At 46.9% G+C, this 12160-nt stretch carries 10 protein-coding genes; 4 read left to right on the top strand and 6 right to left on the bottom strand.

The window, feature by feature from the left end; all coding sequences use genetic code 11:
• Window positions 1–41: 41 nt before the first annotated feature.
• The 6 genes from ICN43_RS09290 to fabI are packed head-to-tail and all read right to left on the bottom strand — an operon-like array spanning window position 42 to window position 6394.
• A complete protein-coding gene (locus ICN43_RS09290) occupies window positions 42–1034 on the bottom strand; it encodes a tripartite tricarboxylate transporter substrate binding protein (RefSeq protein ID WP_216199133.1) in 993 nt (330 codons plus the stop codon).
• A gap of 59 nt (window positions 1035–1093) precedes the next feature.
• Entirely contained in the window at window positions 1094–1939 is an 846-nt protein-coding gene (locus ICN43_RS09285) for a CoA ester lyase (RefSeq protein ID WP_216199131.1), read from the bottom strand.
• Between the two features lie 46 nt (window positions 1940–1985).
• Window positions 1986–3356 (bottom strand): MmgE/PrpD family protein, encoded by a 1371-nt coding sequence (locus tag ICN43_RS09280; protein WP_216199129.1) that lies wholly within the window; start codon window positions 3354–3356, stop codon window positions 1986–1988.
• Window positions 3357–3370: 14 nt separating this feature from the next.
• Window positions 3371–4255, bottom strand: coding sequence for a MaoC family dehydratase N-terminal domain-containing protein (locus ICN43_RS09275; protein WP_216199126.1), 885 nt, complete (start codon window positions 4253–4255; stop codon window positions 3371–3373).
• A gap of 31 nt (window positions 4256–4286) precedes the next feature.
• Window positions 4287–5612 (bottom strand): chromate efflux transporter, encoded by a 1326-nt coding sequence (chrA, locus tag ICN43_RS09270; protein ID WP_216199123.1) that lies wholly within the window; start codon window positions 5610–5612, stop codon window positions 4287–4289.
• A complete protein-coding gene (gene fabI, locus ICN43_RS09265; protein WP_216199119.1) occupies window positions 5609–6394 on the bottom strand; it encodes an enoyl-ACP reductase FabI in 786 nt (261 codons plus the stop codon). The genes chrA and fabI overlap by 4 nt, the downstream gene beginning before the upstream one ends.
• Window positions 6395–6450: 56 nt before the next feature.
• Between fabI and ICN43_RS09260 the strand changes: the two genes are divergently transcribed.
• The 4 genes from ICN43_RS09260 to ICN43_RS09245 are packed head-to-tail and all read left to right on the top strand — an operon-like array spanning window position 6451 to window position 12090.
• Window positions 6451–8316, top strand: a complete 1866-nt coding sequence (locus ICN43_RS09260; RefSeq protein WP_255533480.1) for an extracellular solute-binding protein — start codon at window positions 6451–6453, stop codon at window positions 8314–8316.
• 11 nt (window positions 8317–8327) lie between these two features.
• Complete coding sequence (locus tag ICN43_RS09255; protein ID WP_216199113.1) at window positions 8328–9392, top strand: microcin C ABC transporter permease YejB; 1065 nt, start codon at window positions 8328–8330, stop codon at window positions 9390–9392.
• On the top strand, window positions 9389–10414 hold the full coding sequence (locus tag ICN43_RS09250) for an ABC transporter permease (RefSeq protein ID WP_216199110.1): 1026 nt from the start codon (window positions 9389–9391) through the stop codon (window positions 10412–10414). Before ICN43_RS09255 ends, ICN43_RS09250 begins: the two co-directional genes overlap by 4 nt.
• On the top strand, window positions 10411–12090 hold the full coding sequence (locus ICN43_RS09245; RefSeq protein WP_216199106.1) for an ABC transporter ATP-binding protein: 1680 nt from the start codon (window positions 10411–10413) through the stop codon (window positions 12088–12090). The genes ICN43_RS09250 and ICN43_RS09245 overlap by 4 nt, the downstream gene beginning before the upstream one ends.
• Window positions 12091–12160 lie beyond the last annotated feature (70 nt).

Here is a 12160-nt window from a genome sequence, read left to right as displayed (position 1 = left end):
AGCCAGCAGAACGCTGGCTTTTTTTCGACTACGATTCCAAATTAATCTGGAATGTTGGCTTTACGAATGACTGGACCCCAGACGTTGATCTCTTTATCAAGGTGATCTTTGAGGCCTTGAGCGGATACTTTATCCATAGGCACGATATCGATGTTGGCATCATCCAAGCGCTTCTTCACATCCGGTGAATTCAATGCCTTCTTCAATGCTGCATTGATCTTGTTCAGAATTGGCTGTGGAGTGCCTTTTGGTGCATAAACGCCGTGCCAAACCTTCACTTCAAAACCTTTGAGGCCTTGTTCGTTCAGGGTTGGTACATTAGGAATTGCAGGCAAACGCTTCATGGTTGTTGTACCAAATGCTTTTACACGACCATCCTTGATATAAGGAATGGTCTGTGTAGTTTGGTCGCACAAGAGGTCAACTTGACCGCCTAAAAGGTCAGTTAAAGCAGGGCCAGTTCCTTTGTAAGGAATGTTGGTCAGCTTAACGCCCATACGACTCTGGAATAAAAGACCGCACAGTTGTGACACTGCGCCAGGACCGGCGTTAGCCATAGTCACTTTTGAACCATTAGCCTTGATATAAGCTTCAAGCTCTTTAAAGTTATTTGCTGGCAAATCTTTTTTACCTAGTAATACCATTGGTACATCAGCAACTTGTCCGATGTATTCAAAACTCGTCATTGGGTCATAGGGAAGCTTGTCATACAAAGCTTGTGCTGTAGCCATACCCATATGGTGGATATAAATGGTGTAGCCATCTGGTGCTGCACGCGCTACTTTTGTCGAGGCAATTGTGCCGCCGGCACCAGGGACGTTCTCAACCACCACAGTCTGACCTAAAGCCTGCCCCATTGGCACGGAAATTAAACGTGCAATAGAGTCAGTTGGGCCACCAGCTGCGAATGGGACAACCAATTGAATCGTTTTAGTAGGCCAATCCGTTTGAGCGGATGCAATATTGCTTCCTAATAAAGTGCCGGCGCTGACAACTGCAGCGATTCCAGCGAAAAGGGTTTTCTTTAGTTTCATGTAAGTCTCCGTTAATATGCGATGCGAGCTAATTTTGCCACTTTTAAATCCTATCGGTCCTAGGGTTTACCAGCAATAGCTAAGGTTCTTTGGGCTAGTAAAACAACCGGGCGATCAATCATACGGTCATCTAATTTAATGGCGCCACCCTTGGATGCTTTATCAGCCTCAATCACCCGATATGCCCAAGAAACCTCAGCCTCAGTAGGCATAAAGGCATCTTTAACTAGGGAAACCTGTTTAGGATGGATACAAAGTTTGCCACCAAACCCCATTCTTTTTGCGCGCTCAGCATCATCTGCGATACGCTCAATATCATCGGTGGAGGGGGTAACCCCATCAATTGGAGGGGCAAGTTGGGCTAGACGTGAGGCCAACACAATCTGAAAGCGCGCAGTTTGCAGCTCAGTTTCTTGTGCGTCACATACCATTCCTAAGTCCGCCTGCAAATCAATATTACCCAAAGCTAGGCGCAATACCTGCTCAGAATTTGCGATCTCATTGACGCGATCAAGTCCGATCGCTGTCTCAATCATCGGAATGATTGCAGTATTTGGCAAGACCTGAGCAGCCCCGTTCACTTGATCAAGAGACTCGCTCTTAGGAATCAAGAGGCATGCCACATCCAACTCTTGCGCCAAGATAAGGTCTGCTGAATAAAATTTACTCCCAGGAGAATTCGAGCGGATGATGAGACGCTTTTTTTGTTCCGCGGTAAATGTAGGCCAAGCAGCACGTATTGCTGCGCGCGCAGATTCTTTGTCTTCCTCGGGAACGGCGTCCTCTAAGTCGATGATGACGCTATCAGCGCTACTTTCCAATGCTTTAGTAAAGCGCTCAGGCCGAGTGCCCGGGACAAATAAGAAGGTGCTGCTAAAGCCAAGGGGTGTATCGAGTGGGTTCATGTGTGAGACTTTATTGAATATGAAGCAAAAATAAAAAACTAAGTAGTTAGGAGATTAGTAGGCCTATCTTGGACTGCTTGCGGATATTCCACAAGCGCTCAATTGCATTACTCATCTCACTTGGCGTTGCACCACCGCTGAATGCAGCAAGACGCATGGCTTTATCCGTGATTTCGGTGCGACTCAAAGTATTGCCAGGATCTCCTTTGGGCTCATCAACACGACCCTCTAAAATTTCACCGTTCTGTAAATACACTTTCACTTTACCGATCCAGCGTTGGGGATAAGCACCATCTACTTCAGGATCTAAGATCATCGTGATGCGATCGCGGAATGCGCAAATTTCCTGATCATGAAAGTGTTGATCAAATTCTTGTAGACCGGCAAATTGATAGTGGGCGATCAGTGCCAGTACGGTGCCCATAGAAAACTTAGACTGATGAACAGTTGACGGATCTGTTACCGGTCCAAGCACGTCAATTGCACCTTGATGCACTAGCGTTTCTATCTTAGTGATATCAGTTGGTTTTAATTGATATGTCAACATCACTTGTAATAGGGCATCTGCAGCAGGATGGGTATGACGACATGAGGCGTGATATTTAAAACTCGTCTCAGCTATGGCCCAGCGACTACCCAATCGGTCAGTGAGCTTGCTAGGATCTGAATCGCTTGACATGCCAGCAGCCAAACCTTGTTTACCTTCTAGGATATGTTCGGCTCCAGTAAAACCGGATTGCGCCAAGTATGCTGACATCAAACCAGTAGCGGCAGCATGGGCCGTATGCAACTGCTTGGAGTCAGCGGCATCGCGGAGAAATTCCCAAAGACCGGCGGATTGGGTTCCCGCTGAACCAAAGGCATGCAACATTTGACTGGGGTTGAGTTTAAGCAAATGGCCAACAGCAGCAGCTGCCGCTAAGGTCCCTGCAGTACCGGTAGTGTGGAATGTTTTGTAATGCGAGCGACCTAAAAATTCTCCAACCCGAATGCCGACCTCATAGCCAGCAACTGCAGCTACTAATAGATCTTCTCCTGAGGCGCCAATAGTTTGCGCCGTAGCTAGTGCCGCAGGAAAGACCACGGTAGCCGGATGAAATACAGAGCCATTGTGAACGTCATCCTGTTCAGCAACATGGGAGGCAGCTGCATTAGCAAGCGCAGCTAAGAAGGGGCTTGAATGAGTTCGGCTAATCAGAACTTCAGCAGAACCGGGATTGGCGTTATTAAAGCCACCCATGTTTTGCGCAAATTGCGTAATAGTCTCAACAGGGCGTGAGCCTTTACCAGCAATCGCAGAGCCAAACCAATCCACTAATAAATCTTCAGTACGTGCAATCACTTCTTGAGGAATGTCGCCAATCTTTAATTTACAAGCAAATGTAGCTAAGGCTTTAGATAAGTGTGGAGTAGTCATTGGTTAATTATTTCCTAAGCTAAAACTGCGGTGGCTTGCATGGTGAGCCAACCTTCGTGGTCTTCGGCCCAAATGGAAATGGTTTTTCCAGAAGGATCTTTTTCCAGATCGGGCTTAGCGCTAACCTTAAAAATATTGATATCGAAGGTAGGGCGAATCGCGCGGAACTCAAAACTCTTAAGCGCGCAGCCTACAATACTTTGACGTACGAGATCGACCAATAGGGTTGCAATTAAGGGGCCGTGAACAATTAAGCCAGGATAGCCCTCTACTTCAGTAACGTATTTACGATCGTAATGAATGCGATGGCCATTAAATGTCAGCGCTGAATAACGAAATAGTAAAACATCATTTGGTGTAATTGTTTTAGACCACGTAGCGCCCGTGGGTGCAGGTGTTGGAGCAACTGGCTTATCTTCTGGGCCGGGAGCATCTCGGTATACGATGTCATGTTCTTCAACTAAAGCTAGACCATTTTGATTGGAGATCTCATGTTTGACTAATACAAATATGAGATCTCCAGTGCGACCTGCTTTGTGCGTAACTGATTCGATTTTCGAGACACGTTTGATTTCGTCGCCTACAGTAAGAGGAGCTAACCAATGAAGTCGACTACCGGCCCACATACGGCGAGGTAATGGTACGGGAGGCAAAAAGCCACCACGCTTAGGGTGACCATCGGGGCCGATTTCAGATTGAAGGGCGCACGGTAAAAAATAAAGCCAATGCCATAACTCCGGAAGAAAAGTTCCGTCATTGGGCGCGGGGTCTAGCCGGTCAAGTGTGGCTGATAAGGCTCTAACAGGTGCAGCAGTAACGATATCTTGAAGAGTCTCGGTTTTACCGAGCCATTCTTGGAGATGGGTGATGGTTTGAGGTTCGATTCGCATAAGTTCCATTATGCCAATGTCAATCTCGAATACGGTGTACTTAGATCAATAAAGTAGTCAGTAAATAGCTGAGTAATCCAGCTAGAGCTGACCCAGTCAAAACACTGATTACCCCTTTTTGAAACTGAAAGAGTGCTAAGCCTGCAAGCAAGGAAATGGCAATCGAAATCCAGGAGATGGTGCCACCAAGACCATGTGGAAAAAAGACGTGATAAGCAAAGAACAGGCCTAGGTTGGCGATCACCCCAACCACCGCTGCAGAGATTGTGGTTAGCGGGGCAGTAAAGCTTAGCTTGCCATGAGTTGATTCAATCAACGGGCCACCAACCAACACTAGAAAAAAAGAAGGCAGAAATGTAAACCAGGTAGCAACGCAGGCACCGAGAACGCCAAACCAAAATGGATCGTGATTACCTATCAAGTGTTGAATATGGCCGGCAAGGTAGCCAACAAAGGCCACCACCATGATGAGAGGTCCTGGAGTAGTTTCTCCGAGTGCTAAACCATCCATCATTTGACCAGCGCTGAGCCACTGAAATTGATCAACAGCACCTTGATAGACATATGGCAGAACGGCATACGCACCACCAAAGGTCAGGAAAGCGGCTTTAGTAAAGAACCAGGCAATTTGTGGATACAGTGTTTTCCAGCTAAAAATGAGGACTAAAGCAAAAAATGGAATGAACCAGAGTGTCGCAACAACGGAGCTATGTAATGCAAATCGCTTTTTAGAAAACTTGGCGTGGTCTGGGGTTGGGGTGTGATCATCGATCAGCGCTGCAGCGTGCGTCCCGCTCGCATTATTGTGGGAGGCAACTTGCTGAAAATATTCTGGATAGCGCTTACCACCCCAAAAACCCATCAAGGCTGCAAAAATGACAATGATTGGAAAAGCCAGATTGAAAATAAAGATTGCCAGGAAGGATATGAGCGCAATCCAGCGGAGTGCTTGATTGTGAAGCGTACGTTTACCAATACGGAATGCGGCATGGATGACAATGGCAGTGACTGCGGGTTTGATGCCAAAAAAGATCGCGGCAATCCAAGGCACTTGACCAAATGTCAGATAGACCCAAGACAGACCGATCAAGATAAAAAGAGAGGGCAATACAAATAGGGTGCCGGCTAAGATGCCACCCCAAGTACGGTGCATGAGCCAGCCAATATAAGTCACCAGCTGTTGAGCTTCAGGACCTGGGAGCAACATGCAATAGTTCAGCGCATGTAAAAAACGCCGCTCAGAAATCCAGCGACGCTTCTCAACAAGCTCTTGGTGAAGGACTGCGATTTGTCCCGCAGGTCCACCGAAGCTGATAAAGCCAAGCTTGACCCAAAACTTCAGGGCCTCGCGCAGTGAAACACTCAAACTTCTTCCATTCCACCAACAACTTGGCTAAAGCCGTTATCTACGTAAAGGATTTCAGCGGTAATGCCGTTTGCTAAATCGGATAATAGGAAGGCAGCAGTATTACCAACATCATCAATTGTGACATTGCGACGCATTGGGGCAGTTTTTTCAACCGCATCTAAAATCTTACCGAAACCCTTAATGCCCGCAGCTGCCAAGGTTTTAATTGGGCCAGCAGAGATGCCGTTAGCACGAATACCCTTAGGTCCAACTGAACCAGCGATATAGCGCACTGAGGCTTCTAGTGATGCCTTAGCTAGACCCATGGTGTTGTAGTTGGGAACATTTCGCAAACTACCGAGGTAGGTCAGCGTCAGTAAAGAGGATTTGTCACGCAACATAGGTAAAGCTTCTTTTGCCATCGCCGGGAAGCTATAGGCTGAAATATCATGGGCAATCTTGAAGCCTTCACGAGACAGGCCTTCTAAGAAGTCGCCGGCTATCGCCTCGCGGGGTGCAAAGCCAATCGCGTGAACAAAGCCATCAAATTGCGGCCAAGCCTTCGCTAAATCCTTAAATAAGGCTGAAATCTGCTCGTCACTGCCAACATCACAGTCAAAAATCAGGTCAGTATTGAATTCTTTAGCAAAATCGACAATACGGTCTTTAAAGCGCTCCCCCACGTAGGTAAAGGCTAATTCAGCCCCTTCGCGGTGGCAAGCCTTGGCAATGCCATAGGCAATAGAGCGGTTAGAAAGAAGGCCGGTAATCAGTATTTTTTTGCCAGCTAGAAAGCCCATATTGTGTCCTTTGCTTCAAATGTGATTTGCTATCTACAATTGTTGCATATATGCCCATGCTACCCGCCATCCGCTCAACCCCCACTTTCTTCTTCCTAGCCCTTCTAGCTGGGATGGCAGTCAATCCAGCTCAGGGTGCCCAGGGAATCGCTCAGTATGGCAAGCCCAAATACGCTGATGGATTTAGCCATTTTGATTATGTCAATCCCAATGCGCCAAGGGGCGGGACCTTAACTTTGCCAAATCCCGATCGCCGCACAAGTTTTGATAAGTTCAATCCATTTACCTTGCGTGGGGTTGCTGCCCCTGGTGTAGCGCAATTGATGTTTGAGTCTTTGGCGGTAGGTAGTGCAGATGAGGTTTCTAGCGCCTATGGCCTGATTGCCGAAGATATTCAAGTGGCAACTGACAAGATGTCTGTAGTGTTCCGGATTCGTCCCGAGGCCAAGTTTTCGGATGGCAGTGCAATTTTGGCTAGTGATGTGAAGTACAGCTTCGATACCTTAATGAGTTCACTTGCTAATCCGCAATTTAAAACGGTGTATGCCGATGTGAAGCAAGCAGTAGTGGTTTCTGATCGCGTAGTTCGTTTTGATTTTAAGAATCGCAATCCCGAGTTACCGGTAATGGTGGGTACCTTGCCTGTGTTCTCACGGAACTGGGGCAAGAAGCCTGATGGCAGCATTACACCATTTGATAAGTTGACCTTTGAGCTCCCGATAGCTAGTGGCCCTTATGTGATTGAGTCTTACAAGGCTGGCAAGACCATGATCTTTAAGCGCAACCCAAATTACTGGGCCGATCAAGGAGGTAAGCCACTCAATGTCCGCGTCGGTTTTTATAACTTTGATCGTGTGAATTACAAGCTATACAGTGATGACGCCGTGCGTCTAGAAGCCTTTAAGGCTGGAGAATTTGATGCTCTAGTGGAGTACCGCGCAAAGAATTGGGCTAAGAGTTATGTGGGGCCAAGATTTAATGATGGCACTTTAGAAAAGAAGGCCTTTCTCAATCACAATGGCGCAGGTATGCAAGGTTTTGCAATGAATGTACGCCGACCTATTTTTCAGGATCCGCGTGTACGACAAGCCTTGGGTTATGCACTCGACTTTGAATGGCTGAATCGCCAACTGTTTTTCGAGCAATACAGCCGCATTAATAGTTACTTTACGAACAGTGATCTCAGCGCAAATTTTGATGGTCCTCGCAAACCTACTGAAGCGGAATTAAAGTTACTCAAACCTCTCAAGGCGCAATATCCTAAATGGGTGCCTGATGCTGTCTTTGATCCAATGCCAGCTGCACCTTCAACCGCTTCACCAGATAGCTTGCGCCAGAATCTGCGCAAGGCACGTGATTTATTAGCTCAGGCTGGTTGGCAATACCGAGATGGCGCCTTACGCAATATGCAGGGCGAACCTTTTCGTTTTGAGATGGTCGAGGATGGTCCTTTTTTCTTGAGGGTGATTTCATCTTACGTGCGTAATCTGGAGAAGTTGGGTATTCAAGTAGATATTCGGACGAGTGATTTTGCTTTACATCAAAAGCGCATGGATGAATATGACTTCGACATGACTACTATTCGCTTCCCGGATTCACAAAGCCCAGGTAATGAATTGTGGGATCGTTTTGGTAGTCAGGCTGCAAAAGAAAAAGGTTCTGACAATGTGATTGGGGTCCAATCCCCCGTGGTTGATGCTTTGGTAGATGCGATTGTGAAGGCCCAGACTCGTGAAGAATTACGAGCGGCTACTAGGGCTTTAGATCGCGTTCTGTGGAATAGTTATTACGTGATTCCTCAGTGGTACAACCCAACGCACCGAATCGCGTATCGTAAAGAGATGCTCTATCCGGAACCTCCTTTGTATTACACCGCTGAATCCTGGATTCTGCTCAATTGGTGGAAAGAGGGGGCGCGCTAATGCAGGGACAAATGTGGTCTTATATTTTCAAGCGTGTGCTCTTGATGATCCCTACTTTATTGGGTGTGCTAACACTGACTTTTGCGGTGGTGCAATTTGTACCGGGTGGTCCAGTTGAGCAGTTAATGTTAGAGCTCAAGGGTAGGGGTGATGCTGCAGTTAGCGGAGCTGAGTCCTCGGGTGGTGGTAGTAATTATCGTGGCCGACAAGGAGTGGATGCTGAGCGCTTAGCGGAAGTCAAGGCGCTGTATGGATTTGATAAGCCTCCAATTGAGCGTTATTTCATGATGCTTAAGCGTTTTGCACAATTTGATTTGGGTCAGAGCTACTATCAGCACCAAAGTGTTTGGCAGTTGGTGGTTTCTAAATTACCAGTGTCTATCAGCATCGGTCTATGGACCTTCTTTCTTACGTACTTAGTGTCAATACCCCTAGGTATTGCTAAGGCAGTCAGAGATGGCTCTCGCTTTGATACCGTGACGAGTACGATGATTTTGGTGGGCTACGCTATTCCAGGATTTGTATTGGGAGTTTTATTGCTTGTCATCTTTGGTGGCGGCAGTTTCTTGCAAATATTCCCACTGCGTGGGCTGACTTCGGATAACTGGAGTGATCTGAGCATGATGGGTAAGGTGATGGATTATTTGTGGCATTTGGTATTGCCGATCACCGCATCCGTTTTAGGAAGCTTTGCAGTCATTACGATGTTAACTAAAAACTCCTTTTTAGAGGAGATTCGCAAACAGTATGTATTGACTGCGAGAGCCAAAGGCCTTACTGAGAAGCAAGTTCTTTGGAAGCATGTATTTCGCAACGCACTTTTACCTCTAGTGACTGGTTTCCCAGCTGCATTTATAGGCGCTTTCTTTACTGGCTCCCTGTTGATCGAGACCCTATTTTCTTTGGATGGCCTGGGTTTGTTGTCTTACGAGTCAGTGATGCGCCGTGATTACCCGGTGGTTTTCGGAACACTTTATCTCTTTACGCTGATTGGCTTATTTACTAAGCTGATTTCTGACCTTTGTTATGTCTATATTGATCCACGTATTCAGTTTGGTGCTGGAGGTGGATCATGAGTCGTTGGCATCGCTTTAAAAATAGTCGCATGGGCTATGTCAGCCTTTGGATCTTCATGATCCTATTTGGTCTCTCGATGGGCGCAGAGCTGATTGCGAATGACAAACCCCTGATTGTTCGCTATGAAGGAAAATTCTATTTCCCCATTGTGAAGTCACAACCTGAGAGAGTATTTGGCGGTGACTTTGCTACGCCAACCGATTTTTTAGATCCCGACATTCGCCATAACATTACGAGTAATGGTAATTGGGCGATTTATCCACCGATTCCTTATAGCTATGAAACGCTGAATTACTTCTCAAAAGTACCAAATCCTGCACCACCATCCTTTGACAACTGGTTGGGTACTGATGATCGTGGGCGCGATGTTTTGTCGCGTCTAATTTATGGCTTCCGCCTATCGATTCTGTTTGGTTTGGCGCTGACGATTGTCGGGGTCAGTGTAGGCATCATCACCGGCTCTTTGATGGGATTCTTTGGTGGCAAGTTCGATCTAGTTTCTCAGCGCCTGATTGAGATATGGTCTGCTATGCCTGAGTTATATCTACTCATCATCTTTGCCTCCATATTTAACCCAAGTATTTGGCTCTTGATTATTCTGTTAGCAGCATTTGGTTGGATGGGTTTATCTGACTATGTGCGTGCAGAGTTTTTCCGTAATCGTGCATTGGAATATGTCCGTGCTGCTAGAGCATTAGGCTTAACGAGCTTGCAAATTATGCGCCGCCATATTCTGCCCAATAGTTTGACGCCGATAATTACCTTTCTCCCTTTTAGAATGAGTGCCGCGATTTTGTCACTCACGAGTCTGGATTTCTTGGGCTTAGGCGTCCCACCGGGAACACCAAGCCTTGGAGAGTTACTCTCTCAAGGAAAGGGTAATTTAGATGCGTGGTGGATCTCTCTCTCAACCTTTGTTGTATTGGTAGCCACCTTACTCTTGCTGACGTTTATGGGTGAGGCCTTGCGTGATGCCTTTGATTCTCGTAAATCGGGTGCAATGCGTGGAGGTCGTTCATGAGTTCATCAAGCGTCTCAAATAAACCAATCGCCCCTTTGCTGCGCTATGAAGACTTCTCAATCTCATTCGGCTCAGGTCGACGTGAGAAATTTGCAGTGAGCCATCTTGACCTAGAGATTGGAATTGGAGAGCGCGTTGCTTTGGTTGGAGAGTCTGGCTCAGGCAAGACACTTACTGCCTTAGCTCCTCTCCGCTTGGAGCCTGAGGGCGCAAAAACTTCTGGCCGTATTTTATGGAGTGGTAAGAGCTCGAATGTGGGTAATCAGCCAGTCAATTTATTGGATTTACCAATACAACATATTCGCGAGATTCGAGGCCGTGAAATTGCAATGGTGTTTCAGGAGCCGATGACTGCGCTCAATCCTTTATTTACGATTGGTAATCAAATTGTTGAAGCGGTACAGATCTATGAACCTTTAATCTCCAAAGCAGATTCCATATCTGCAGCAGTTGAATTGCTACAGAAGACCGGTATTCCAGAGCCGCAGAAGCGCTTCCACTCTTATCCGCACCAATTGTCGGGAGGGCAACGTCAACGTGCCATGATTGCGATGGCTTTGGCTTGCAAGCCAAGACTACTGATTGCAGATGAACCCACTACCGCTCTTGATGTGAGTTTACGTTTGCAGATTTTGGATTTACTGAAAGACTTGCAAGAGGAGTCTAAAGATGATGGCGGCATGGCAATCCTCTTAATTACTCATGACCTTAATTTAGTAAAGCATTTTGCTCAACGTGTCGCCGTTCTAAATCAGGGCAATCTGATGGAAGTGGGTGCCATCAAGCAGGTATTCGAGCATCCTGACAACCCTTATACAAAAGCATTGGTAAATAGCGCTCCTGTCCGCAATCTCGCTCCAGTAATGCCATTGGCACCAGTGCTATTGAAGACGGAGAACTTATCTGTCTCCTATCCGGGCACGGAGTCTGTCTCTTGGTTTAAAAAATCCCCACGTCATCAAGTGTTGCGTAAGCTTGGGTTTGAACTCAAGCAGGGCCAGACCATCGGTGTGATTGGTGAGTCTGGTTCAGGTAAGACTACCTTAGGAATGGCGGTCTTAGGCTTATTGGGTGATTCAGCGGCCGAGATATCGGGTGATGTAGATGTGCTGGGTAATGATTGGCAAAAGTTAAAGCCTGCTGAGCGCCGGGCAATGCGTTCTAGTTTGCAGGTGATTTTTCAGGATCCGTTTGGCTCCCTTTCCCCGCGCATGAATGTGCTGCAAATAGTTTCAGAAGGTTTGGATGTGCACTTTCCCAATTTGTCTGCGGCGGAACGCGAATCTCGCGTCTTAGATATTTTGCGAGAAGTCGGCATTGATCGCTCTGCTCTCACGCGCTATCCCCATGAATTTTCGGGAGGTCAGAGGCAGCGCATTGCAATTGCCCGTGCCTTGATTTTGAAGCCACAGATTTTGGTCTTAGATGAACCCACTTCCGCTTTGGACGTATCGATTCAAAAACAAGTACTCGCTTTGCTGACAGAGCTCCAAAAAAAATATAACTTGGCCTATCTGATGATTAGTCATGATTTGGCGGTTATTCGGGCGATGTCGCACGAGGTAATGGTGCTAAAGGCAGGCAAGATAATAGAGTTTGGGGATACTGAGACTCTGATCAAGCATCCACGTCAAACCTACACGAAAGAGCTTTTTGCTGCGGCTGAGCTGAGCTAGTGGCTAATTCAAGCGGGCTTTAGAAGGCGTCATATTGGTGCATTCATGCACCGCAACAGAAAATACTCCA

The sequence above is a fragment of the Polynucleobacter sp. UK-Mo-2m-Kol15 genome (assembly GCF_018881505.1).
Taxonomy (GTDB): Bacteria; Pseudomonadota; Gammaproteobacteria; order Burkholderiales; family Burkholderiaceae; genus Polynucleobacter.
The sequence above is the reverse complement of the archived record's forward strand: the minus strand, read 5'-3'. Positions and strand labels throughout refer to the sequence as shown.

What these genes read in the sequence shown, in the direction of transcription:
- ICN43_RS09250 (WP_216199110.1), top strand. Translation starts at nt 9,389, where the DNA reads ATGAGTCGTTGGCATCGCTTTAAAAATAGTCGCATGGGCTATGTCAGC.
- ICN43_RS09245 (WP_216199106.1), top strand. Translation starts at nt 10,411, where the DNA reads ATGAGTTCATCAAGCGTCTCAAATAAACCAATCGCCCCTTTGCTGCGC.
- ICN43_RS09285 (WP_216199131.1), bottom strand. Translation starts at nt 1,939, where the DNA reads ATGAACCCACTCGATACACCCCTTGGCTTTAGCAGCACCTTCTTATTT.
- fabI (WP_216199119.1), bottom strand. Translation starts at nt 6,394, where the DNA reads ATGGGCTTTCTAGCTGGCAAAAAAATACTGATTACCGGCCTTCTTTCT.
- ICN43_RS09255 (WP_216199113.1), top strand. Translation starts at nt 8,328, where the DNA reads ATGTGGTCTTATATTTTCAAGCGTGTGCTCTTGATGATCCCTACTTTA.
- ICN43_RS09260 (WP_255533480.1), top strand. Translation starts at nt 6,451, where the DNA reads ATGCTACCCGCCATCCGCTCAACCCCCACTTTCTTCTTCCTAGCCCTT.
- ICN43_RS09290 (WP_216199133.1), bottom strand. Translation starts at nt 1,034, where the DNA reads ATGAAACTAAAGAAAACCCTTTTCGCTGGAATCGCTGCAGTTGTCAGC.
- ICN43_RS09280 (WP_216199129.1), bottom strand. Translation starts at nt 3,356, where the DNA reads ATGACTACTCCACACTTATCTAAAGCCTTAGCTACATTTGCTTGTAAA.
- ICN43_RS09275 (WP_216199126.1), bottom strand. Translation starts at nt 4,255, where the DNA reads ATGGAACTTATGCGAATCGAACCTCAAACCATCACCCATCTCCAAGAA.